The following is a 23551-nucleotide window of genomic DNA, read 5'->3' as shown; positions in this document are numbered from 1 at the left end:
ATTCAGGAATTTCCACCGGCTGCCGATACTCCCTTATCACAGTGATAAGGGAGTCATGAAAGGATGCAACTCGCGGAGTTTCTTACCGAATATGATCAGCGCCTGACGGCAGAAATCAATAGCGACCCGCTGGGCAACCTGGTTATCTGGTCTGCGTTCGGGCAGCGGGTTTTTCGCCACCGACTCAGCTCGATTTCAAACGACGTGCGCCAGTATACCCTCAATCTACTGCACCACGCGGTGATCAAACGCCTTACCGAATCCGGCGACCTGACCCCGGCGGACTACCCCGACCTCAACAGCCTGGCGTTTAAACACGCCTGCCTGACGTACCTGGAGAACCTGTTTGTTTACAGTATGCTCAGCGCGCAGGATCGCGAGGACGTGGTGTTGAGCGGGGTTCCCGGCATCCGCATGGGGCAGAAAAACCGGCTGGAGAAGCGTGAGCGGCTGCTGTTCAGCCATCGGGGGGACGGCTGGCTGCTGGAACGACAGACGCTGCTGGGCATCAGCGGCCGCTATAAAACGCCGATGATGGAGATGCAGTTTTTTGACCGGCACTACCACTACAGCGGCGCGGAAAGCGGCGCCGTCTGGCAGAAGGCGCAGGTGCTTCTGGGGCACGGCGGCGTGCTGCATCCGCTGTTTACCGCGCTGGTAACCCACCTGCAGCAGCAGCTGGCGCTGCCCGCTGCCCGCCGTATCGCCCGCTTCAGCCAGTGCGATCCGGCGCTGGCCGCACACTATGTGGCGGCTTTTCGCTCGCGGGAACACTGCGGCAGCTACGCGCGTGAATTCTGGCTGGAGGTCACCGGGCTGGATGATGCCGCCGCCGGTGCGCTGGGCGACGTCATTTTGCAGTGGCCGCCGGCCACCGCATTGCACAACGCTGAGGTGTTCAGGCTTGCGCGTGCCGCACTGCCTGCCGGTGATGCACGCCAGCGGCTGGATGATATCCGCCTGACCGAACCGCTGCTGACCGGTATCGATCTGCTGTTCCGCACGCTGACCTGCCGCCGGCACAACAGCCTGCGGCAGATTGAGGCCGACTGGCGCGCGATGCAGCGGGATGCGCAGACCCTGCCTGCGCTGGCCGTGCAGGCGGAACAGGCCGAGGTGGCATGGCTGGCGGAGAGCACCGCCGGGGAGCGGCGCAGGCAGCTGCTGGACATTGCCCGCGCCGGTACGCTGGCAGAGCAGATTGCCCTGCTGCTGAGCTGGCATCAACGGGTGATGGCGCTGCGCGGTCAGCTGCCCTGGCTGCGGGAGACCGCCCCCGGCAGTTACGCCGTCAGCGTGCTCTCAGCCGCAGTCGACGAGGAGGAGCGGCAGCTGCCAGGCCGCTGGAAAAACAGTTACTACCTGCCGCAGTTTCAGTATCTGCTGCAGGGGTTATGGGGGAACACACCGTGAAACTGCTGACCGAATTTGAACAGCAGCTGGCGGCGTTGCGCGGCCGGGCTCCGCTCGTCCGGGTGTGGATGACCAGCTTTAACCTCAACATCCCGTTTATTGAAAAATACCTGTTGCCGCGTGTGCTGGATGGCGAAGTGGAGCCGGTTACCCGCATGGATTATGAGCTGCTGCAGAGCAGACTCAATGAGAGCGGCCTCGACCTGCGCATCTTCTGCGATCACCGGCTGGCCGGCAGCGACCAGGTGAAGCGCACCGCGCTGAAGATTCATCCGGTGGCTCCCCGCCTGCTGCAGTGGCCGGATGCTGAAATAACGCCGGATCGGCATACCCTGTTTCACCCCAAGGTGATCCTGTTGCAGAACAGCCTCGGCGAGACGATCCTCGGCACCGGCAGCGCCAACCTGACGCTGGGCGGCTGGGGCCGCAATCAGGAGGTGTTTCGCTTCTATCCGGTGAGTGCGCGGGTGCAGTACCAGGCCATTCTCGACTTCTTTGCCCCGCTGCGCCCGTTTCAGGAGCAGGAGAGCCAGCACGAAGGCGGCCTGCCCCCGCGCTGTCGCTATCTGCCGGGGGAGACGGGCTGGCGATTTGTTCACAGCTTCCAGCCCGGTAGTTTTCTCAGCACCCTGTTTCGCGGTATGCGCCGCGGAAGGCTGACGGTCTGGTCGCCTTACCTGGCCGCCGATCTGGCCGGGTTCTGGCAACAGCTGGCGGAAGAGAGTCATAACGCCAGCCTGTCGGTCAGCCTGGTCAGCGATCGGGTGGACGGCCGCGTTTACCGCACCCGCCGGAGCGAAGCGCTGCTGGAGCTGATGGCAGAAGAGAAGCTGCATTTCTGTCATAACCCGCTGCAACAGCCGCACAGCGAGCTGATGCACGCCAAGATCTGGCATCTGCACGACGGTGAACGCGCCAGAATGGCCACCGGCTCGTGGAATTTCACCCCCAGCGGCGTGGGTCACAATATTGAGGCCGGGGTGGTGCAGACGGTCCCGGTCGGTCTGGCGATCGCCGGGGCCGCCCTGCCGCCGGAAGAGGTACACTTTGCCAGCCCTGAACAGCTGGACGCACTTGGCCCGGACTGGCCGCTGCCGCCACCGTTCGACCTGCAGGTGCACTGGGACTGGCAGCGCGGTGAGTACACTATCAGCGGCAGCTGGGCGGAGGGTAAACCGCAGAGCGGTTACCGGCTGCATCTGCCGGGCGTTAAGGGCAACCTGACGCTGGAGTGGGCGCAGCGCCGCAGCAAGGGCAAAAACAGCTTCCGCCTGATCTCACCAACAACGCTGCACGTGGCCGATAACACCGCACTGCTCCACGATCGTGCCTGGCAGACGTGGCGCAGGCGTGAAGTTCCGTTTTCCGGGCCGATCGTGGAGAGCCATCCGCACTGCCGCCCGGCACAGGGTTATGCCTCGCTGAACGATCTGCTGCAGGATTTGATTTTACAGCGCGACCCGCAGCAGTCGGACAGCCTGCTGCTGCGCGGTCTGGCAGAAAACCTGGAAACGGATGGCTCTCCGGCGGAGCATGCAACAGACACCGCGCAGGATACCGTGTCGTGGCACGGCCTGTTTCTGGCCTGCTCACAGCTGCGCACCAGGCTGGATGCAGCGGCAACCGGCCAGGCTTTTTACCAGCAGACGTTTGGTTTTCCCGGCGGTCTGGCTGAACTGGTGGCCTTTGCACGTCAGCCGCAGGCGCACCCCAGCCCACTGTTCCGCTGGTTTCTGATTCAGGAGTTAAGTTCGCTGGTAAACCATGCCGGGGAGCTGGCAGAAGCGTGGCCGGAGCTGTCCGGATTGCCGTGGTCGCGCCTGGCACTGCCCTCCGTAAAACTCCCGGTGACAGTGTCACCGCAATATCAGCGCTGGATTAAGAAGAACTGCGGTTATGAAAAACAGTAAAAAATACAAACCGGTTAGCGTGGCGCAGGTTGCAGAGCGGATCAATTTTGACCTCAGCCAGCCGGACTGGCTGCCGCAACCGGGCGGTAACAGCATGGCTGACCGCCAGGCAGAAGGCGTTGCCGGACTGCTTAACCGCCTGCACGCTGGCGGGCTGGCCCTGCTGGCAGATGAAGTTGGCATGGGCAAAACGCTGCAGGCGCTGGCCGTGATGGCGTGGAACTGGCAGAAGAACCCCGCGGCTAAGGTGCTGGTCATGGCACCGAACCGGGATATCTGCCAGCACTGGGAGACGGAATTTGCTACCTTTTTCGCAAAGCACGTCCGGGATAAGACGCTCTGCCCGGCGCTTACCGTGGCTTACCGGCTGGAGGATCTGGTCACCGCCGTGCAGGCCGGCAGCAGCCAGCTCTGTATCACCACTATCCATGCGCTGAGCCATCTGCTGAGCAGCGCGGAGAAAGAGACCACCGACGATCGTGCTCAGGCTGCTTTTACGGCCGCCAGCCGGATCCATCAGCGGCTTAAAGCGGCGCTGGGCGCACAGGGATTTGACCTGCTGGTGATTGATGAGGCGCACTATTTTCGCCACGCGTGGAGCGGCAGCCAGCGGGCATCTGCTGCGCGCGGACTGTTCGGCCCCCCCGCGCAGCCGCTGAGTCAGCAGGTGCTGCTGATGACCGCCACGCCGAGCTACTCCTCGCTGGATGATATTCCCAATATGTTCAGCTACTTTCTCGCCGCTGAAGGGGGTAACAGCCTGCCGGATGCGGACGAGCTGCTCCGGCGCTTCGCCATCCGGCGGATGCGTATTCTGTCCGGTGCCGGGGGGAAAGCGTTTAACAAATATCACTATCGTGAAGAGCGGGCGCTTCCTGCCTCACTGGCCGGTGACGAACGGGCGGAGCTGTTTTTTGCGCTCTACCATAAGCTGCTGTTAAAAGAGAACGAGCAGGCCGACGCGCCACGTCGTTTTTTCTATGGTTATCTGGAAGGGTTTGAGTCCACCACCCCGCAGCGTCCGACCGAACAGGCTGACAATGATAATCAGGGGCAGTCGTGGCATCAGGCACCCGACTCCTCACTGTTGCAGCAGCTGACAGAGGCTCATCAGAAATTCACCGGCAGTGTGCCGGAGCACCCGAAATATCAGCAGCTGGTCGATCTCTGCCGCGCCAGCGATCCGCTGACGCCTTGCAAAAATATCGAAGAGCATAAGCATCTGGTGTTCGTACGCCGTATCCCCTCCGTGCGCGAATTAACCCGCCGCATCAATGATGATTATGACCGCCAGCAGGCACGGCTGCTGCTGGAGACCTGGCTGCCGGAAGACCAGGTGGCGGAAAATCTTGCGCAGTGGCACCAGGATAAATGGTCACGCAGCTGGTTTAACGGGATGGTTCGTTGGCAGTCAGCGGTGTCGCAGAATGCCTCCCGTACCGGTAAAAAACGCGCCAGGACGAGATCTGAGACCGCAGCTGTTACCGATCCTGTCTACCAGGATGAATATGATGCCGACGCTGACCACGACCTGCCGCACCGGGAGGACGATGCTACGGGTTCGCGCATCGCCGATCTGTTTACGGTAAAAAAAGGGGATAACCCCGATGAAAACCGCAGCGACTGCGCCAACGTGCGCCAGCGCTTTCGCAAAAAAGAGAGCCTGTTTGCTCTGTTTCTTGAGCCGGCAGCGGACTATTGCCAGGCTGAGTACGCAGGGGGGGATCACGCTGCTGAACAGGATCGGGATCGCATTAACTATGTGCTGGCCGCGCAGCATTACCGCCTGCACGGGCAACAGGCAGTGCAGCGGCGGCTCCCCATCAGCCAGCCAGCCACCACCGCCTGGGCGCTGGTCTGGCCGCTGCTGATTGCATCTGAGCAGCAGCAAATTCTTGACTGGCGCAAGACAAACCCGCGCATCGTGGAGAACTTTTCCCGCTATCTGCAAAGCGGTTTCCTCTACGCCAGCCCGGTGATGATCGAACTCTACTGCTGGTACACCGGCTTCTGGCGGCAGCGCCAGCAACGGGGAGAAGCTGAAGGCGTTGAAGGCGAATACCGCGCTTTTATCCGCTTTGTGCAACCGAAAATCGCCGGGTCGCATCTTTTTAACTACTTTTCCGCCGCGCTGCGCACCTTTGAGGCGCTGTGCACAAAGGTCGTCTCGCGTTCGCTGGAAGACTGCGATACGCCCTGGACATTTATCAGCAGCATGCACAGCCCCGCCCGCTTTGCCAGCGGTGAAACGGGCAACCGGACGCCGCTGAAAATCGGTTTTAACAGCCCATTCTACCCCAACGTGCTGGTCGCCACCGCCGTGTTCCAGGAGGGCGTTAACCTGCACCTGCAGTGCCGTAAGGTGCACCACTACGGGCTGGCCTGGACACCAGGCGCAAATGAGCAACGTATTGGCCGGGTGGATCGGCTGTTCGGGTTGCTAAACCATCAGCTGCGCCAGCGGGGGGAAACGCGCCTGACCATTAACTACCCTTATCTGGAAAACTCCTTCGACCAGGAGCAGCTGGCGCGCTTTATCATCGCCAAACACCAGGTGGAAAAGCGGGTAGATGCCTGCCGCGTCCAGGCGTTCAGCGGCGAGATTGATATGCAGGTGGACGGCAGCCGCTGGCGCGACTATCTGCGCCAGCCTGACCCTGACGCCAGCGCGATCGATCCCTGGCCGGCGCTGAGGGAGGATGAGGGCTGACCGCCCTCACCCCGGTCACTCTTCCGCTACGTTCAGCGACTCGCCGGTGGCGTAGAACTGGCCGCCGGCCACGTAGTGCAGGCTGCGCAGAGACGGGTCCGCCTGTTCGAAATGCCAGTGACCGTCGCTGAACACCCGGCTGTCGGCCCAGGCCCCGATCACTTCACCAATAAACAGGTCGTGCGCCTGCTGGTTATGCGGCTCGTTAATCAGGCGGCAGGCCAGCCAGCCGGAGCAGCCAGCAACAAACGGCAGGTCGAAGCCGTCGAAGCCGAACAGCTCCACGCCGTGACGCGCCAGCTTATCCGGCTGGTCGGCCAGGCTGCTATGGCCCACCGCGTGGGTCAGTTTGATTTGCGCCACCGTCGGCACCTGAAGAACAAACTGACCGCTACCTTCAATCAGCTGGCGCGTCACCGCGATTTTATCCAGCACCACCAGCACTTTCGGCGGATTGAAATCCAGCCCGGTAGCCCAGGCGGCGGCCATCACATTGTCCACGCCGTCATGCCGCCCGGAGACCAGCACCGTCGGCCCGTGGTTAATTAAACGCCAGGATTTTTCTAAGGCTACGGGGCGAATAAACGTATTGTTCATCAGGACAGCTCTCTTTTGGTTATTGAAGTCGACTTAATGTGCAAGGTAAACCACAGTCTGGCAGGGTCGCCTGATTAACAACGTACACGTTAATACCATAGCCTTTAAAGGCTGTGTTCAGTTTTGTCTGTATGCGCTTGGCGATCAGTTTAAAATCTTTTACATCCCAGGTTAACAGCAGCACAACCGTCCATCGTGGGGCCGGGCTGGCGAACAGGTTCCATGGCAGCAGCGCGGCTTCAGCCTGACGGTGAGCAATTGACAGCGCGGCCAGCGTATCGCGGACCTTCAGCAGCATTTCTTCAATAATAAACGGTTTTTTTCGCAGAGCCCGAACCTCATGGTCAATATTTTCTGCCACCAGCCAGGCGCGAGTTTTTTCCAGGGATGGGGAGCTGGCATCAGAAAGACGTGGCCGGTTATCGGTTTCAAAGCCCTCACAATCTTTAATTTCAATCCACCAGTGCGTCTGGTCATCACCAACCGCCAGCACATCCATCGCGTGCGCGCCATGTCCCGCTTTATGTTGTTTATGCCAGGAGCACTCATCGTATTTCATCACCTGCCAGGTGGGGGGAAACGCCAGCTTTATCTTACCTTCCGTGATATCAGGCATTCCCCGCCTCCATGTCGCGATCGTACTGAGCCAGTTCCTCATCCAGCATCACCAGATTCTCAAGCTCAGAGAACCGCTCGGCGGTTTCTATACGATTAACCACACTGCCTTCTTTTACTAATGCAAAGTAGCGCGATGGTGTTTTTTCAGGTGTATCAGGTGAGTCTCCGGCTATTTCAGCATTCTCATGACCTTCCGGTTTGCGTTGCGCCAGTTTTTCCAGTATTTCCAACTCCTTCATTAAAAAGTAACTGTGGCTGGCAATAAAGACCTGAATGCCATTAGCCGCCAGAGCATGGATAACGAAGGCCACCAGACGGATAAGTCGCGGATTAAGATTAGATTCAGGCTCATCCCAGAACAGATAGCCCTGCTGCTGCAATGTTCCATTGGCAATAAGATGTGCCAGCATCGCCAGCTTACGCAGACCTTCAGCGACAAGGTACATCTCCATCTTTCCGCCATCCGTCACATTAAGATAGAACTGACCATTTCTCTCTACCACCACGGTTCCTCCCATGGCAATTTCAAGCGGCTTAATCAGGCTGGCAAGCGCTTTGGAACGACGCCCCTTCAGGGCCGATATCTCCAGATGCCGGCAGGTATCGCGCCATGTCTCTTCAAACTGGACATGACGTTGTTCATATAATGCAGCCAGTCCGGGAGAGAGAGTCAATAACTCACGGGTAGGAATAAACAGTGCTGTTTTCGTGTCCCACATCGCAGGCAGGTGTTCAATCTGAACGTCCGTCTGGGCTCGGGTTCCAATGCTGATGCCAACATCAAGCTTAGGCTCGCTGAAGGTCACCTTGATCTCGCATCGTGCGAGACCCTGCTTACGGCTGGCCAGCCTGCCAACGGCATCCGGTTTAAATACGCCCATCAGCTTTTCGCCATAGGCTTTTTGCAGATGCAGTTTGGTGGGAAGCAGCGTGATGGCCTGACGTGCAGACTCATTACTGGTTGCAATCAGGCTGTAAAGCAGTTTGAGTAAGTGCGTTTTGCCGCTGCCATTTTCTCCGACAATAACGTTCAGTCCGGATGAGAACTGCAGAGGATCTGTTTTCTGAAATAAGGTGAAGTTCTCTACGGACAACGTCTTTAACATACATCCTCCCTTACTGGAGTGGTGAAACCTGGCAGCGATATCATTCTGGCAACTGATTGTTTTATTATACGTTAATCGCTTTTATTGACCAGCCCGTAGCTGGGCTGGCAACTGTCATGACACCTCATTTCTCGCCTTCATTTCACGACAACGTTGCAGTAATGCGCCCAACACCCCCGGCAGGCACATGCCCAGCAGGATAAAAGCGCCACCGGTCACTATGTTATCAGACAGGGTTTCGTGCAGCAGCCAGACGGCAAACAGCGCGGAGAATACCGGGTCAAGATTGTAGATCAGAATCGCCCGCGTTGGGGTGGTGAAGCGCTGATAGTGGGTCTGCACCCAGAAGGCAAATACGGTCGAGAAGACGGCGGTTATCAGCAGTGCGGTCAGCAGCGAGGTGTCAACATGGTCGGGGAACAGCGGCTGACCGGTGCCCAGCAGTGCCAGCAGCATCATCACCGTCATGGTAGCAATCTGAATCACCGTCAGCGTCAGCGTATCGTGACGGCCGCTCCAGCGGTCCAGCGCGAGGATATGCAGGGCAGAGAAAAACGAGCCGGCAATCACCAGCAGATCGCCCTGCCGCAGTTGCAGGCTGCTGATGTCTGACATCAGAGCCAGCCCGAGCAGCGCACAGCCGGTCGCCAGCCAGGCGTCTGCACCGGGGAAACGGCCGGCCAGCAGCGCCGCCAGTAACAGCACCCAGATCACATTCAGGCCCGCCAGAAAACCGGTGCTGGCCGCCGAGGTCTGTTGCAGCCCGAAGATCAGCAACAGATAGGTCGCGCCCAGTAACGTCCCCAGCAGCACGCCGGTCATCAGGGTGCTGCGCTGCACCCTGAGCAGTTTTTTGCCGGTCAGTGGCAGCATCAGCAGCGTCGACAGCAGAAAACGCAGGAACAGCACCATCAGCACCGGATAGACATCCACCGCGCTTTTCATCACCGGAAAGCCGATTCCCCAGCCCGCCGCCACGCAAACCAGTAATCCCTCCGCCAGCCAGCGCTGACGTGCATTCACCTTTTCCATGCTATCCCTGAATCAGTGTTTCAATTAACTCGTTGAATCTATTAAAATGCCTTATCAGACACTGAAATACGAGAATTGAGATGGAAAAAGTCAAAATCCACTCCGCGGCGGAGATTGAACAGGCACGTACCGCGGGCAACCTGGCGGCGCAGGTGCTGGCGATGATCGGCGAACACGTGCGTCCGGGCGTCACCACCGAGCAGCTCGACGCCATCTGCCACGACTATATCGTCAACACGCTGAAGTGCATCCCGGCCAATATCGGCTATCACGGCTATACCAAAACCGTCTGCACCTCGGTGAATCACGTGGTGTGCCACGGCATCCCTACCGATAAGAAAGGCCTGCGCGACGGTGATATCGTCAATATTGACGTGGCGCTGATCTGCGACGGCTGGTTTGGCGATACCAGCCGCATGTACTACGTCGGCACGCCGTCGATTCGTGCAAAGCGCCTGGTTGAAGTCACCTACGAGGCGATGCTGGCCGGTATCCGCGCCGTGCGCCCTGGCAACACCCTCGGCGATATCGGCTCCGCGATCCAGAAGCTGGCCGAAGCCAGCGGCTTCAGCGTGGTGCGCGAGTACTGCGGCCACGGCATTGGCCGTATCTATCACGACGTACCGCAGATCCTGCACTACGGTAATCCGGGCCAGGGCATGGTGCTGGAACCGGGGATGATCTTCACCATTGAACCGATGATCAACGCCGGTAAGCAGGCGGTGAGCGTGCTGGGCGACGGCTGGACGGTGGTGACCAAAGACCGCTCACTGTCGGCGCAGTGGGAGCACACCGTTGCCGTCACCGAAACCGGCTTCGATCTGTTAACGCCGTGGCCGGACGGGCTGGGTGATTACTCGCCGGTGTAATAGCGGTTAACGTTCCTGAGGGCTGCCGCCGGGCTGCCCTCAGGAACGCGGCAGGCCAACCAGCCAGCGGCCGCTGACGAGAGTCAGCGCGATAATGCTGATAAAGGCGGCGACGTGCAGCAGCAGATCCAGCGGATGCTGATGCACCGGGTGGCACAGCATCAGCAGCGCCATCGCCATACAGGCGACGCCAAAACCGGCCGCCGCCAGGCTTTGTAACGGATAGAGCGTGCGGGTGCGCCGCAGGTAGAGCAGCGTTATCAGCACCATCGGCACGCTGACCGTCAGCATAAAGCGATAGCAGCTGCTGGCATCATGATCGGCCGACGGCAGCGTCGCGGTCGCCTGCCCCATCAGCAGCGCCAGCAGCCAGCCAGCGGCCAGCGGCAGTAACCATTTCCAGCTCAGCTTACGCCGTCCGGCGATACTTAACGTGAAGGCCTGCAGCATAGCAAACAGCCCGGCCAGCAGGCACAGCGCCAGCTGCAGCAGCGCCCATTCTGCACCGGGCTGCGACCAGTCGGTCAGCGGCCGGGCGGAAAGCAGGCTCATCAACGCGCCGCACGGCAGCGCGATCAACAGCCAGCTTAACAGGCGCCACGGCCGGGTAAGCGGCCGCCGCACCGGTACGGCATCACGGCTCAGTTCGGCGATAAGTTTACGATGATCGGTCATTTTTTTCTCCATAGCGCCGCAGGGTGGTCAGCGCCCGATGCAGCAGCGACTTCACCGCCGCCACGCTCAGCTGGCTTTTACTGGCCGCCTCGGCCAGGCTCATCTCCCGCAGATGAATATCTTCCACCACCTCACGCTGGCGCAGCGGCAGCTGGCCGAGAATGCCCTGCAGTTCGCGCTGGCGGTCGCGCTGATGCAGGGAAAATCCCGGCTCATCACCGCGCGCCGCCGGCGCGTCTGGCGGTTCGCTCACGTCACCGTTCGGGCCGTCAGCTGCCGGGTGCCAGCGGCGATCGCGGCCGCGACGGCGCAGCGCATCCGTGCTGCGCGCGGAGACGATCGCCGTCAGCCAGGGTAAAAATGGGCAGCGCGGATCGTAGGTGTGCCGCACCCGGTGCAGGCTGAGCAGCACGTCCTGGATCACATCCTCGGTGAGCAGCGGATCGGCAATCTGCCGCCGTATCAGCGCGCGGATCGCCGGCAGCAGGCTGGTCAGCAGGCGGGCGTACGCCTGGCCGTCGCCGCGCTGGGCACGGGCCATCAGCCGCGGCCACGCTTCACGCGGCGCGGGCTGTGGCGAACTCTCTTGCTCTGCGACGGTCACGCTGGCATTCCCTTCCTCACGAAATCCGGCGCGCCCGCAGGCGCGCAGAATGGTTATGTTTTTTTCGCCGCCGCACGTTCCAGCGCACTGACCACAATCGCCGGGGTCAGCACCTGCGGCAGCACTTCCGGCTTACCGCCGCTGGCGGGGTAGACCAGGTAGAACGGCAGGCCGCCCTGACCAAACTTCGTCAGCATATCGTCAATATCCGGGTTAAATTTGGTTGAGTCACCAACCATATACAGGGTATCGGTGCGCGCCAGCGCCGCTTTCACCGCGGCGGTGGAGAGTGACGTGCGTTCGTTCACCTGGCAGGTAATACACCAGGAGGCGGTAAAGTTAACCAGAATCGGCCGACCTTTGCCCTCGTTTTCGCTCAGCGCCTGCGGCGTCCAGGCGACGGGCGTGGTTTTCTCCTGCCCCGCCGGTGGCGTGCTGGCGGCTAACGGCGTCGGTGCTGCCGTGACCTTCATCACCCCCGGCAGCGGGATCACCGTCACCAGCAGCAGCACGGCGGCCACCGCCAGCAGCGCCTTATAGCTGCGCCCGGCAAACTGGCGGTGCTGCGCAATGCCGTAGATCCAGGCAGCAAAACTGACCACCACCGAAGCCGCCAGCAGCGCGGCCAGCGCGGTGGTGCCCGCCTGCTGCGCCAGCACCCAAACCAGCCATCCCCAGGCGGCAAACATCGGGAATGCCAGCCCGCGCCGCAGCGTCGCCATCCAGGCGCCGGGACGCGGCAGCCGCTGCGCCAGCGCCGGGAACAGCGAAATCAGCACAAAAGGCGCGGCGAAGCCGAGCGCCAGCATCAGGAAAATCAGCAGCGCCACGGCGGTCGGCTGCACCAGCGCATAGCCGACCGCGCCGGCCATAAAGGGCGCCGAGCACGGCGTGGCGACGATAATGGATAGCGCGCCGGTCAGCGCCGAGCGGGTAAAGGTGCCCTTGCCGCCTTCAAGCGCTCCTGCACGCTGTGCCGTTAAGCCGACTTCAAACACGCCAAGCAGGTTGATGGCGGCCAGCAGGATCACCAGCGCCAGCGCGGCGACCACCAGCGGAGACTGCAGCTGGAAGCCCCAGCCGACCGCCGTACCGCCGGCGCGCAGGGCCAGCAACAGCGCGGCCAGCGCCAGCATGGTCACCACCACGCCGAGCAGAAAGCCCAGCCCCTCTTTGCGCGTTTCCGCGGCGTTGCCCTGCTGCCCGAGCAGGCTGAGCGCCTTCAGTGAGATCACCGGGAAAACGCAGGGCATAAAATTCAGGATCAGGCCGCCTGCAAAGGCGGCCAGCATGGCGGTTAACATGATGCTGGCCTCGGTGATATTGCGGATTACAGTGCTTTAGCGGGATGCGTTTCGCTGTACTGCTTCACGGCGGCCATCGTTTTGTCGATGTGCGTTTCCGGGTTGCGGTCGGTATAGCTGAGCAGGATTTTGCCGTCCGGCGCGATCACGTAGGAGGTGCGGTCAGAGAGCGTTTTATCTGCCAGCTTGATCAACGTATCGTACTCGGTAGCCACTTTCGCGCCCGGGTCAGCCGCGACGGTAAACTTATCGCGGCACTCAAGGCGCGAGAACTCGCCGATCTGATCGACATTGCCGGCCGTAACGCCAACCACGCTGGCCCCGAGCTTTTTGAAGCCGTCGGTCGCTTCGGCAAAGGCGTGTGCCTCAATGGTGCAACCGGCGCTAAAGGCGGCCGGGAAGAAGTAGAGCACTACCGGCCCTTTCTTCAGCGCCTGCTGCAGCGAGAAGCTCATCGGCTTGCCGCCCAGCGCCGCCTGCAGGGTAAAGTCCGGCGCTTTTTCACCGGCCTTAAGTGCCGCCTGCGCCGGCAGCGCAGCGACGGACAAGCCCAGAACGGCGGTGGCGGTCAGTGCGGAGAACATTTTTTTCATGCGGGTCATAGTCCACTCCTGTCAGATAAGATTCAGATTAAGGGTATGCTTTCTTCTATGGTTCGCCAGCACGCGCAGAAAGTTTCGCAGGAATGCATAAAAAGATAAAAAAGTGAGGTATCCGGCGAAAGTAACGATCTCACTGAGACTATTACTCGCAGTCCGGGCAGTTCAGAATTTTCATCTGTAAGATAACCTTGTCATGCTGAGAGATGAAATTTCATAAATAACAGAAAGTTATTAAGATAAATTACATACCCGGTTCATTCATTTTTTTGCACAGTAACTAAAAATTTGTCATAAGGCCGACGAGGTTACCGCTGGCATACTGGCTGCTGTGATCTGTTTTAATCAGGGATTTCTGATGATCGACGTAACGAAAAAAGCCAGCACCCCCACCACCGATGGCCCGGCCAGCTACTTCAGCGGTAGGGTAAAGATTAACCAGCCGTTTAAAACCACCGAACCGGCACGGGTCAGCGGGGCTACCGTGTCATTCAGCCCCGGCGCGCGCACCGCCTGGCATACGCATCCACTAGGGCAGACGCTGATCGTGATCGCCGGCCAGGGCTGGGTGCAGGAGTGGGGAAAAGCCGCGCAGCAGATCGCCGAAGGCGACAGCGTATGGATCCGCCCCGGCGTGAAACACTGGCACGGGGCCGGAGTGGAGAGCAGCATGACCCATGTGGCGATTGCTGAGGAGGTGAACGGCAGCGCCATTGACTGGCTGGAGCATGTGACGGATGAGCAGTATCAGCAATAACATTCACAACCCCGGGTGACCTGTCAGGGGATCCTCCCAATGCGGCAGCCAGCGGCCAGCGTTCTCTGTTTTTTCATCGTGGTTCCTGTGCCACCGCGGCGGCAATCGCCAGCGGCTGGGTGATAAATCCGGCGGCCAACAGATCGTCGGCCTGCCGTTGCTGCCCGGCGAGCAGCGCATCGTTCATCCGTTGAATACCCCACGGCCGCGCGCCAATGGTCGTCAGCCAGTGGGCGGCGCTGACCGCGCCGGGCAGGTGCTGGTGCAGCAGCTCTGCTGCCTGGCGCGGATGCAGGGCGATCCAGCGATCGTTGGCGGTCAGCGCGTCGAGCAGCGGTTCCGCCAGCGCTTCGTGCTGCTGCAGCCAGCGCCGGCGGCACCAGAACAGCGAGCGGTTGGCGATCGCATCGTCGGCCTGGGCCACGCAGCGGATTTTTTTAGCATCCCGCGCTGCGGTCAGCCAGGGATCAATCGCCGCCCACAGATCCACCCGCCCTTCACGCAGCGCGCGCGCCGAATCGCTGCCGTTGAGATCGACCAGCGTGACGTCTTCCAGCCGTAGCCCCTGCTGCAGCAACAGGCGGGCGATAAAGCGATCGGTAAACGAGCCCTGCATACAGGCAATGCGCGCGCCGCGCAGGTCGTCGAGGCTTCTGTATGGCCCCTCCTTCATCGCCAGTAGCGCGCAGCTGGCCCCGCGATCCGGCGAGGCGGCGAGATAGGCGACGTCCAGTCCGTTGCCGGCGGCGATCACCGGCGGCGTCGAGCCGGTGCCGGCCACGTCCAGCCGTCCATCGCTCAGCAGGCTGGCGCTGTCGCCGCCGTGCAGGTAGTCCACCCAGGCCACCCCGCCCGCGTCTGCCAGCGCGCTCTCCAGCACGCCGCGATGGCGCAGAATAAACAGCGACAGGTTGTCCGGGTGGCTGCCAATACGAAGCGTCATGACGCCACCCTCTTAAACCCGTCGTAGTCAGTTTTGTAACTGCCGTCCGCCGTCCACGGCTGCGGCCCGTCGGGGACGGTAAGATACCAGTAGATTTCCATGTCGTTTCCTTTCTGAATTCTGAGTAGCCTCTCTCAGCAATAGCAAACCGCAGGCGGCGGGACAAAGAAGAAATCGGGGAATCGTCAGAGGAAGAAAGCATTTATTCGCGTCATCCCGCAGGCCGCCTGTGCTGCGCGACAGCCGGGCACTAAAACGTTAGACTACAGAGACTTGTTTAACCGCGATCGCCGCCCCCTTCCGAGGAGTTCAGCCATGAGTACCCTGCCCGTTGTGACCATTAACTACTGTTCCCAGTGCAACTGGATGCTGCGCGCCAGCTGGATGGCGCAGGAGCTGCTGCACACCTTCAGCACCGATCTCGCCGCGGTGACGCTGGTGCCCGGCACCGGCGGCATTTATCAGATCCATGTTAACGAACAACTTATCTGGGATCGCAAAACGGATAACGGCTTCCCGGACGCCGCTGAAATCAAACGTCGCCTGCGCGCGGTGTGCTGGCCGGAGCGTGATCTGGGGCATATTGATAAGCATCAGGCGGCGCAGTAAGCGCCTGTCAGCGGCGTGGCGAGGGGTGCTGTTGCGCAGCGCTGACCTGCGGTTTCAGGAGAGGATTCTGCACAGTGCAGCCACACGGGCTGCACGGTGTGCAGGCGGTTCGCATGCGGGAGTCGACTCAGCCGACCCGCTTCACGTCGCCCACCAGCAGGATGTAGGAGAGTGCGCCGAGCAGCGCCACGCAGGAGATATAGGTTAACGCCGGGGCAAAGCCGTAATCCTGCGCCAGATAACCGACCACCAGCGGCACGGTGATGCCCCCCAGCCCGCCAACGAAGTTAAATACGCCGCCGGTTAAGCCAATCAGCCGCACCGGAGCCAGCGACGAGACCAGCGACCAGGTGATCGAGGCAAAACCGTTGCCAAAGAACGCCACCGCCATCAGCACCATGATCCACAGCGGATCGTTGGTGTAGTTCGCGCCCATAATGCAGGTGGAGATCAGCAGGCCGCAGATAATCGGCGTTTTCCGCGCAAAACCGATCGAACGGCCGCTGCGTACCAGCCGGTCCGCCACCATCCCGGAGAGGATCACCCCGACAAACGCGGCGAGGAACGGTACGGTGGTCATAAAGCCGGCCGTGAGCGCTGCGATCTGCTTCTCCTGGGTCAGGTAGTTAGGGAACCAGGTGAGGAAGAACCACAGCGTCGAGGTCACCGCGAACTGTCCGAGATAGACGCCGCACAGCTTACGATGGAACACCAGCTTCCAGTCCGCCGCGGTCATCTTCACCCGCGTCTTTTTCTCCACCGGCGCATCGCCGTCGATCATGCCGCCGCCGTCGCGGATATAGTCAAGTTCGGCCTGGTTGATGCCGGCGCTTTTACGCGGGGCCTGGTAGTATCTGATCCAGATAAACGACCAGATAATGCCGATGCCGCCGGTGATGATAAACACCCAGTGCCAGCTCAGCAGCTCCTGGATCCAGATCAGCAGCGGGGTCAGAAACGCCAGGCCGACAAACTGGCCTGAGGTGTAGAAGCCCACCGCCGAAGCGCGCTCCTGCTCGGGGAACCAGCTGGTCACCAGCCGGTTATTGGTCGGGAACGCCGGCGCTTCGAAGATGCCGGTGATCGCCCGCAGGCCAATCAGCGACATCAGCCCGGTGGCAAAGCCCTGCAGCAGCGTCGCCACCGACCAGCCGAAGATGGCGATAAAGTAGGTCAGCCGCGAGCCTACGCGGTCAAGGAACCAGCCGCCGGGGATCTGGCACAGCGTGTAGAGCCAGGCAAAGGCGGAGAAGACGTAACCCATCTGCGCCTTGCTGATGCCAAACTCCTCCTGAATGTGCGCGGAGGCCACGGCAAGATTGGCGCGATCGACGTAGCAGATCACCACGGTAATAAAAATCATCAGCAGCGTTAAATAACGCCTGCGGGTTGGTCTGGCGTTAACCTGAGAAAGTTCCATAGAGGGTACCTGTTATATTTAAGGTGCCGGGTTGCGCACCGGGTAGAGGTTGTGTTGAAAACGGCATGGCCCACCCTGCCGCGCTAAATATGCGCCGTGGGTTATTATTGTGCCATGCCGGATGCGTGCAGAAGCGGTCGTGCGGCCTGACTGAGGCGCAGCCGATCCCGTCCCTGTTTTATTAACAGGCTGTTTTAATCTGTTTTCACTGTTTATTCAGTAACGGCAATTACCACTCGGCGACGGAGCCGTCCGGCAGACGCCACAGCGGATTCCGCCAGTCCGGTGCCTGTTTGCTGCGTTCAGTCACCAGTTCCTCATTAATTTCCACCCCGAGGCCGGGCTTCTGCAACGGATGGAAATGGCCGTCATCCATTTTGAAATCATCTTTATTCAGCACGTAATCCAGCAGTTCGGCCCCTTTGTTGTAGTGGATACCCATGCTCTGCTCCTGGAATACCGCATTGCGCGAGACAAAGTCGACGTGCAGGCAGGCGGCCAGCGCAATCGGCCCCAGCGGGCAGTGCGGAGCCAGCGCCACGTCATAGGCTTCCGCCATTGCGGCGATTTTATAGCACTCGGTAATCCCACCGGCGTGCGACAGGTCCGGCTGCAGAATCGCCAGGCCACCGGCCTGCAGCACGCGTTTAAATTCAAAGCGGTCAAACATCCTTTCACCGGCGGCAATCGGAATATGCGTTTGCGCCGCCAGCTTCGGATAATATTCCGCCTGTTCGGCCAGTACCGGCTCTTCAATAAACAGCGGGCGATACGGCTCCAGCTCTTTAATTAATACTTTTGCCATTGGTGCGCTGACGCGGCCGTGGAAATCCAGGCCAAATTCAATCTGATTACCGAAGGCTTCACGGATCTGCGCTACGGTATTCACCGCAGCGTCAATTTTCTGTGAACTGTCAATAATGCCCATCTCTTCGCAGCCGTTAAGCTTAAAAGTATCGACGCCGATCGCCCGCAGCTTATTAATACCGTCGATCACCTCGGCCGGACGGTCACCGCCTACCCAGCTGTAGGCTTTCATTTTGTCGCGCACCAGACCGCCCAGCAGCTGCCACACCGGCACCCCCAGCACTTTGCCTTTAATATCCCACAGCGCCTGGTCGATACCGGCAATGGCGCTCATCAGGATCGGGCCGCCGCGGTAGAAGCCGCCGCGATACATCACCTGCCACAGATCGTTAATGCGGGCCGGGTCCTGGCCAATCAGGTACTCCGACAGCTCGTGCACCGCCGCTTCGACGCTGCGCGCGCGCCCTTCGATTACCGGCTCGCCCCAGCCGACCACGCCTGCATCGGTCTCAATCTTCAGAAACATCCAGCGCGGTGCCAGGCGGTAAGTGGTCAGTTTGGTTATTTTCATCGTAACGCTTCCTTATATGCGGCAACAAATGCGAGTGCCTGGTCAACGGTGCGCGCCAGCGGCTGCCCGGCACGGTAGAGATCGCTGCCCAGCCCGGCGCCGATGCACCCTGCCGCCAGCCACTGATGCAGGTTCTGCGGGGTGACGCCGCCGACGGCGAACACCGGCACCTCCGGCGGCAGAACCGCCTTCAGGGCTTTGATATAGTCCGGGCCAAACGCCGCGGAGGGAAAAATTTTCAGCGACTGTGCGCCGGCCTGCAGCGCGGTGAAAGCTTCAGTTGCGGTGGCACAGCCTGCGGCCACCGTCATGCCGCAGGCGACCGTCCGGCGGATCACCGCCGCGTCGGTGTTTGGCGTCACCACCAGCCGGCTGCCGATGGCGGCCAGCCGATCCACCTGGTCGGGCTGCAGCACGGTACCGGCCCCGATCAGCGCGCGATCGCCAAATTCGCGGACCGCGGCGGCAATGCTCTGTTCCCACTGCGGCGAATTAAGCGGGATCTCGATGGCATCAAAGCCCGCGTCGATCAGCGCGGCGATATGCGCCTGCGCCTCCTGCGGGCGGATGCCGCGTAAAATAGCGATTAGCGGCAGCTCAGTTTGCCAGCGCATGGGCAATGCTCCTTATTCCGTGCCGGAAGGCGACGTCGCCGTCCAGCGGGTTAACGGTCAGATCGATAAAGCGCAGCGCCTGCTGATAGCGCAGCGACAAGGCGCTGCCGGCGATCAGCGTCAGCGGCTGCGCCGGGGTAACGGCCCACTGATCCGCCAGGGTCGCCACTTCGTGGCCGATCAGCAGCCCGGACAGAAACTCGCTGATGGTGTCCGGCGCGCGGCGGCCCAGCACGTGTGCCGCCCGGACTTCAAACAGCCGTGAGAGGATCGAGCGATCCTCGCTGCCGATCTGCAGGCCTGCGGCAAACGCCGCGGCGTCCTCACGCTGTGCGGGCAGCCCGGCACCGACCAGCGACTGGCTGAGCAGCAGGTGGTGCAGTTCGCCGGTCATCACTGTGCGAAACGTCTCCACCCGGTCGCCCTCCGCCCTCACCCACTTGGCGTGGGTGCCGGGCATGACATAGAGGTCGGCGGCGGCCAGCGCCACGGCACCGAGCAGCTGGGTCTCTTCACCGCGCATCACGTTAAGGTTGTCGGGCTGCTCGACGCTCAGCCCCGGTACGATCCACGCCCGGTTCTCAACCCGGGTCAGGCGGGAGGCAATCTCGCCCAGCCGCAGCGGACAGGCCAGATACGGCACCGGCAGCCAGCCGGCATTGCTGCCGACCATACCGGCCATCACCACCGGCACCTCGCTGACAGGCCAGCCAGCGGTCACCTGGTCAAACACGTCGGCGGGGGTACGGCCGTTTAAGCGGGTGACGCCGGCCTCCGAGCGGCGCTGATCAACGCAGCGATCCTGCTGATAGTGCCAGGCGCGCAGGTTGGTCGAACCCCAGTCAATCGCAATATAGCTGCTCACATAACGTCCTTAAGTCGCGCCGTTGAACTGGCAATCATCGATTTGGCCGCCTGCTCGGCGGCGTCGGCATCCTGGTGGCGGATGGCGTCAAACAGCGCTTTGTGTTCGGCCAGCGTGCGCGGCATGTTGCCCTCATCCGGCATAAAGGTGCGGGTAAACACCGCCTGCTGCAGCTGGCCAATCGCCACGTTAAGCTGCTGCAACACCGGATTATGCACCGAGGCCATCACCGCTTCGTGATAGCGGATATCGGCCTGGTTAAAGGCGTCGCGATCTTCGCGGTGCGCCACCATATCGCCGTAGGCCTGCTCGATGGCGGCGAGATCCGCCGAGGTGGCGCGCTCCGCCGACCAGCGGGCAACCTGCGGCTCAACCAGCACGCGTACCTCATTCATCGCTGCGATCAGCCGCGGATCGTAGTCGCTGGAGAGCGACCACTGCAGCACGTCGCTGTCGAGATAGTTCCACTGGTTGCGCGGGGTGACGAACGCGCCGCGGTAGCGCTTCATCTCAATCAGCCGTTTCGCCATCAGCGAGCGAAACACCTCGCGAATAATGTTGCGCGAGGTGGTGAACTGTTCACACAGGTCCGCCTCGGACGGCAGCGGCGCGCCGGGCAGGTATTTGCCGGTGACGATCTCCTCACCCAGCGTCAGGATGATGCGTTCCGTTTTACTCAGACTCTCTTGCGTCATAGTTTTCAGTCCGTTAGTGGCGATGAGTCGGCAGCGTAGCGCGGAGAACCGGCGCTGCACAGATCTCAGCGGCCTGAGGCGCGGTGCGGGAGTGATTGTAGTACCATCTGCGTTAGTTGTACTACAATCCAGATCACAAAAAATACAACCCACCTCTCAGGAATAAAAAAAGATCGCCGAAGCGATCTTTTAAGGGAGGCAAAATGTCGGCCGGGGTCAGAAGTCGACGTTAACCCCCAGCTGCACGCTGCGGCCCGGCTGCACGGCCAGCGCCTGGTCAGCGACGTCACGTGGGGTGTCGCCGGTCAGGTCGCGGCTGCTCAGGTAGTCGCGGTATTTACGGTCGGTCAGGTTGTAGACGCCGCCGTTAACGCGGACGTTTTTCGCCACCTGCACCCACGCGGTCATATCCACCGTGCCGTAGCCCGGCACCCGCTGATAACCGGCGGTGGCGTCGGTAATCGGCGCGCCGTTGTTGAGGTAGCCTTCACGGTTGGTCGTTTCCGCCTTCTTGCCTTTCACAAAGGTGGCCATCACTTCCGCACCATAGCGCTGCGACGGATCGTTCCACGCCAGGCCAACGGTGGCCTTCATCGGTGCCACGCTGTCGAGATCGACGTAGCGGTCGCCGTTGTAAGAGGACTTCGCCTGCCCTTTGCTGTAGCCCAGAGAGAAGCTGCTGCTCAGGCCTTCCACCGCGTTAAACCAGGTGCCGTAGTTAACCTTAGCGCCAATCTGACCGCCCCAGATATAGGCCTTATCGCGGTTCTCGGTCTGATAGATGGTGGCGATGTTGGCCGGCAGGTTGGTGAACTTGTCCGGCGCGCCGGCGCGGGTGTAACGGGTGGTGGCGATAAAGTTCTTATAGGTGTTGTAGAACAGCGCACCGTTAATCGCCACGCCTTCGGTCGCCTGGCCTTTGATGCCCCACTCAACGTTGTTGCTGGTTTCGGTGTCCAGGTCGGTGTTGCCAATCAGCGCATACTGACGGTTGCCCGGCACGTAGTTGGAACCGAGGTTCCACGAGCCGTACAGCTGGGTGGCGTTCGGGAACTGCGCGCCACGGCGGTACTCAACGTAAGTCATCAGCGCTGGCGTGATGTCATAGTTGAAGCTGATTGACGGCAGTACCTGGGTGTCGCTGTTGGCTTTACCGTACAGCTTCTCGGCGTCCGCCGGGGTCAGCACTGCGGTACCCTCAGCCATGCTCGCCAGATTTTGCGGTTTGGTTTTCTGATGCTGCACGCGCACGCCCGGCACCACGGCAAAGCCGTGACCGTCAAGATCGAAGTTAATGCTGTCCTTCACAAAGCCACCCAGAACAACGGTGCGGCTGTCGCTCTGCGGACGCGTGGTGGCGGCGCTGTTGGCGGCCGGCGTCGGCGACTCGCTGAACGGGCGCTCGGTGTCGGACAGACGGGCGTTAAGGCCGGCCAGCAGATCGTGACGGCCCAGCGTTTTGCTCAGCTGCCCCTCATAGCCCCAGGTCTCAACGTTGTAATCGGAGTAGACGCGCTGCATGCGCAGCGGGCTGGAGTCGGCCACCGGCAGCAGCGTGTTGTCGTGCGCCTGGGTGTTCTGATAGTCAATTTTGTTGCTCAGGCTGTCGATCCAGGCGTTGGCCGGCGTCCACTCGTCCTTCAGGTTCAGACCCCAGCGGCGGCTGTTGCTCTGCTGGTTGGCGTCGCCCTCGATCAGCGTTCCGGCGTTATTCCAGCTGTCATAGCGGGTGTGGTTAACCTTGCTGTAGAAGTCACCGCCCAGCGTCAGCTTGTGCTCGTCGTTTGGCTGCCAGATACCGGAGGCCAGCAGCGCGTCGGAGTGCCAGTTGGCCGGGAAGGCCGCCAGCTCGTCGCTGTTATTGCGGGTCTGCTGGCCGTCACGGCGGCTGTAAGCGATCAGGCCGCGCAGGATCTCGTCGCCGGCGGCGGCGGTAACGCCGTTCTGCCAGCTGCGGCTGGCGGAGTCATAACCGCTCTGGTAGCCGAAGTAGGTCTGTTTGCCCGGTGTCAGATAGTCATCGGCCGATTTCGGTACGAAGGAGACGGTGCCGCCCAGCGCGGTGGTGGTGCGCTGGGTCTGGGTAGCCCCGGATTCAATATCAACGCGGCCGTAGAGGTAAGGATCGATGTAGTCGCGGCCGATACCGAAGGTGTTCAGGCCGGCGCGGCCGACGTAAGGGCGGCCGGTGGCGTCAGGCAGCGGTACGCCGTCGACGTCGATCGCCACGCGGTTGCCTTCCAGGCCGCGGATGTTGTAGCCGGTGTAGCCGCCGCGATCAAAGCCGCTTTTGCCGCTGCTGGAGCCGCCGCTACTGCCCACCGCGCCGATCAGCGGCTGGTAACGCATGATGGAACCGAAGTCGTTGCCGCCGCGCTGGCGCAGTTCATCGGCAGAGACGCTCACCTCGCTGCCGGCGACGTGCTTAACGGCCGGTGCGGTAACGGTGATCTGCGCTTCGTCACTCTTCGACGTGGAGGCGGTGTTGCTACTGGTGCTGGCGGCAACGGCATTGTCTGCCTGCGCGGCATACGCAGCGCTGGCGGCGGTGGTGACGATCGCCATAACAATTGACGTGTGCAGCAATCCCTTGCGGGATGAAAAGTTGAGCATGCGAAATACCTTGATTTAATTATTGGTATTCGCCCACATTTGCTTTGATTAACAGGTGCATAAGCCCACATTTACTGCGGGAAACTAACATTTTATATTTTGCGATATCATATACAGACGAGAATGATTATCAATCCATTGATACAAAATATTACATTTAAGCAGTGAACTTTTGCGCTGGTCAGCCGTTGCGCGAAGGGGAAAAGCGAGGCAATAGCGG

General features: G+C 61.0%; 21 protein-coding genes. 6 read left to right on the top strand and 15 right to left on the bottom strand.

Features of this window, described 5'->3' with window-relative positions:
• Nucleotides 1-63: 63 nt before the first annotated feature.
• Genes GKQ23_RS11890 through GKQ23_RS11880 form a run of 3 tightly spaced genes read left to right on the top strand, consistent with a single transcriptional unit; the run spans nucleotide 64 to nucleotide 6033 of the window.
• Complete coding sequence (locus tag GKQ23_RS11890) at nucleotides 64-1413, top strand: hypothetical protein (protein ID WP_212411295.1); 1350 nt, start codon at nucleotides 64-66, stop codon at nucleotides 1411-1413.
• The gene (locus GKQ23_RS11885) at nucleotides 1410-3323 is read left to right on the top strand and encodes a hypothetical protein (RefSeq protein WP_212411293.1); all 1914 of its coding nucleotides are present in this window, start codon (nucleotides 1410-1412) and stop codon (nucleotides 3321-3323) included. The genes GKQ23_RS11890 and GKQ23_RS11885 overlap by 4 nt, the downstream gene beginning before the upstream one ends.
• Nucleotides 3310-6033: a DEAD/DEAH box helicase family protein gene (locus GKQ23_RS11880; RefSeq protein ID WP_212411291.1), complete on the top strand. Its 2724-nt coding sequence runs from the start codon at nucleotides 3310-3312 to the stop codon at nucleotides 6031-6033. The genes GKQ23_RS11885 and GKQ23_RS11880 overlap by 14 nt, the downstream gene beginning before the upstream one ends.
• A gap of 15 nt (nucleotides 6034-6048) precedes the next feature.
• Here the strand turns inward: GKQ23_RS11880 and GKQ23_RS11875 are convergent, their stop codons facing one another.
• The 4 genes from GKQ23_RS11875 to GKQ23_RS11860 all read right to left on the bottom strand — a co-directional run bounded on the left by GKQ23_RS11875 (nucleotide 6049) and on the right by GKQ23_RS11860 (nucleotide 9386).
• Complete coding sequence (locus GKQ23_RS11875) at nucleotides 6049-6630, bottom strand: flavin reductase family protein (RefSeq protein WP_056241327.1); 582 nt, start codon at nucleotides 6628-6630, stop codon at nucleotides 6049-6051.
• A gap of 19 nt (nucleotides 6631-6649) precedes the next feature.
• Complete coding sequence (locus tag GKQ23_RS11870; protein ID WP_212411289.1) at nucleotides 6650-7246, bottom strand: hypothetical protein; 597 nt, start codon at nucleotides 7244-7246, stop codon at nucleotides 6650-6652.
• Nucleotides 7239-8354, bottom strand: coding sequence for an ATP/GTP-binding protein (locus GKQ23_RS11865; RefSeq protein WP_212411287.1), 1116 nt, complete (start codon nucleotides 8352-8354; stop codon nucleotides 7239-7241). The genes GKQ23_RS11870 and GKQ23_RS11865 overlap by 8 nt, the downstream gene beginning before the upstream one ends.
• A 114-nt stretch (nucleotides 8355-8468) precedes the next feature.
• Nucleotides 8469-9386 carry a DMT family transporter gene (locus GKQ23_RS11860; protein WP_212411285.1) on the bottom strand — a complete coding sequence of 306 codons (918 nt, stop codon included), beginning with the start codon at nucleotides 9384-9386 and terminating at the stop codon, nucleotides 8469-8471.
• Between the two features lie 80 nt (nucleotides 9387-9466).
• On the opposite strand from GKQ23_RS11860, the gene map reads away from it, so the two are divergent.
• Nucleotides 9467-10255 (top strand): type I methionyl aminopeptidase, encoded by a 789-nt coding sequence (map, locus tag GKQ23_RS11855; protein ID WP_056241333.1) that lies wholly within the window; start codon nucleotides 9467-9469, stop codon nucleotides 10253-10255.
• Between the two features lie 39 nt (nucleotides 10256-10294).
• Here the strand turns inward: map and GKQ23_RS11850 are convergent, their stop codons facing one another.
• The 4 genes from GKQ23_RS11850 to GKQ23_RS11835 form a co-directional block, all read right to left on the bottom strand.
• Nucleotides 10295-10930, bottom strand: a complete 636-nt coding sequence (locus GKQ23_RS11850; RefSeq protein WP_056241334.1) for an NrsF family protein — start codon at nucleotides 10928-10930, stop codon at nucleotides 10295-10297.
• Nucleotides 10914-11471, bottom strand: coding sequence for an RNA polymerase sigma factor (locus GKQ23_RS11845; protein WP_056241769.1), 558 nt, complete (start codon nucleotides 11469-11471; stop codon nucleotides 10914-10916). The genes GKQ23_RS11850 and GKQ23_RS11845 overlap by 17 nt, the downstream gene beginning before the upstream one ends.
• A 116-nt stretch (nucleotides 11472-11587) precedes the next feature.
• The gene (locus GKQ23_RS11840; RefSeq protein WP_212411283.1) at nucleotides 11588-12838 is read right to left on the bottom strand and encodes a protein-disulfide reductase DsbD; all 1251 of its coding nucleotides are present in this window, start codon (nucleotides 12836-12838) and stop codon (nucleotides 11588-11590) included.
• Nucleotides 12839-12864: 26 nt separating this feature from the next.
• Nucleotides 12865-13440, bottom strand: coding sequence for a peroxiredoxin (locus GKQ23_RS11835; RefSeq protein WP_212411282.1), 576 nt, complete (start codon nucleotides 13438-13440; stop codon nucleotides 12865-12867).
• Nucleotides 13441-13798: 358 nt separating this feature from the next.
• On the opposite strand from GKQ23_RS11835, the gene GKQ23_RS11830 reads away from it, so the two are divergent.
• A complete protein-coding gene (locus tag GKQ23_RS11830) occupies nucleotides 13799-14194 on the top strand; it encodes a cupin domain-containing protein (RefSeq protein ID WP_371820211.1) in 396 nt (131 codons plus the stop codon).
• Between the two features lie 73 nt (nucleotides 14195-14267).
• Here the strand turns inward: GKQ23_RS11830 and GKQ23_RS11825 are convergent, their stop codons facing one another.
• Nucleotides 14268-15137 (bottom strand): ABC transporter substrate-binding protein, encoded by an 870-nt coding sequence (locus GKQ23_RS11825; RefSeq protein WP_212411278.1) that lies wholly within the window; start codon nucleotides 15135-15137, stop codon nucleotides 14268-14270.
• 315 nt (nucleotides 15138-15452) lie between these two features.
• Here GKQ23_RS11825 and GKQ23_RS11820 point away from each other — a divergent pair, with 315 nt between their 5' ends.
• Nucleotides 15453-15746 carry a SelT/SelW/SelH family protein gene (locus GKQ23_RS11820; protein ID WP_212411276.1) on the top strand — a complete coding sequence of 98 codons (294 nt, stop codon included), beginning with the start codon at nucleotides 15453-15455 and terminating at the stop codon, nucleotides 15744-15746.
• Nucleotides 15747-15873: 127 nt separating this feature from the next.
• Here the strand turns inward: GKQ23_RS11820 and GKQ23_RS11815 are convergent, their stop codons facing one another.
• From GKQ23_RS11815 to GKQ23_RS11790, 6 genes are all read right to left on the bottom strand, one after another.
• A complete protein-coding gene (locus tag GKQ23_RS11815; RefSeq protein ID WP_056241350.1) occupies nucleotides 15874-17166 on the bottom strand; it encodes an MFS transporter in 1293 nt (430 codons plus the stop codon).
• A 229-nt stretch (nucleotides 17167-17395) separates the two neighbouring features.
• The gene (dgoD, locus tag GKQ23_RS11810; protein ID WP_212411274.1) at nucleotides 17396-18544 is read right to left on the bottom strand and encodes a galactonate dehydratase; all 1149 of its coding nucleotides are present in this window, start codon (nucleotides 18542-18544) and stop codon (nucleotides 17396-17398) included.
• Nucleotides 18541-19158 carry a 2-dehydro-3-deoxy-6-phosphogalactonate aldolase gene (locus tag GKQ23_RS11805; RefSeq protein ID WP_212411272.1) on the bottom strand — a complete coding sequence of 206 codons (618 nt, stop codon included), beginning with the start codon at nucleotides 19156-19158 and terminating at the stop codon, nucleotides 18541-18543. Before GKQ23_RS11805 ends, dgoD begins: the two co-directional genes overlap by 4 nt.
• On the bottom strand, nucleotides 19142-20023 hold the full coding sequence (locus tag GKQ23_RS11800; RefSeq protein WP_056241361.1) for a 2-dehydro-3-deoxygalactonokinase: 882 nt from the start codon (nucleotides 20021-20023) through the stop codon (nucleotides 19142-19144). The genes GKQ23_RS11805 and GKQ23_RS11800 overlap by 17 nt, the downstream gene beginning before the upstream one ends.
• Nucleotides 20020-20718, bottom strand: a complete 699-nt coding sequence (locus tag GKQ23_RS11795) for a FadR/GntR family transcriptional regulator (protein ID WP_056241364.1) — start codon at nucleotides 20716-20718, stop codon at nucleotides 20020-20022. The genes GKQ23_RS11800 and GKQ23_RS11795 overlap by 4 nt, the downstream gene beginning before the upstream one ends.
• Nucleotides 20719-20934: 216 nt before the next feature.
• Nucleotides 20935-23331, bottom strand: a complete 2397-nt coding sequence (locus GKQ23_RS11790) for a TonB-dependent receptor domain-containing protein (RefSeq protein WP_212411270.1) — start codon at nucleotides 23329-23331, stop codon at nucleotides 20935-20937.
• Nucleotides 23332-23551: the final 220 nt, after the last annotated feature.

The sequence above is a fragment of the Erwinia sp. E602 genome (assembly GCF_018141005.1).
Lineage (GTDB): Bacteria > Pseudomonadota > Gammaproteobacteria > Enterobacterales > Enterobacteriaceae > Erwinia.
The sequence above is the reverse complement of the archived record's forward strand: the minus strand, read 5'-3'. Positions and strand labels throughout refer to the sequence as shown.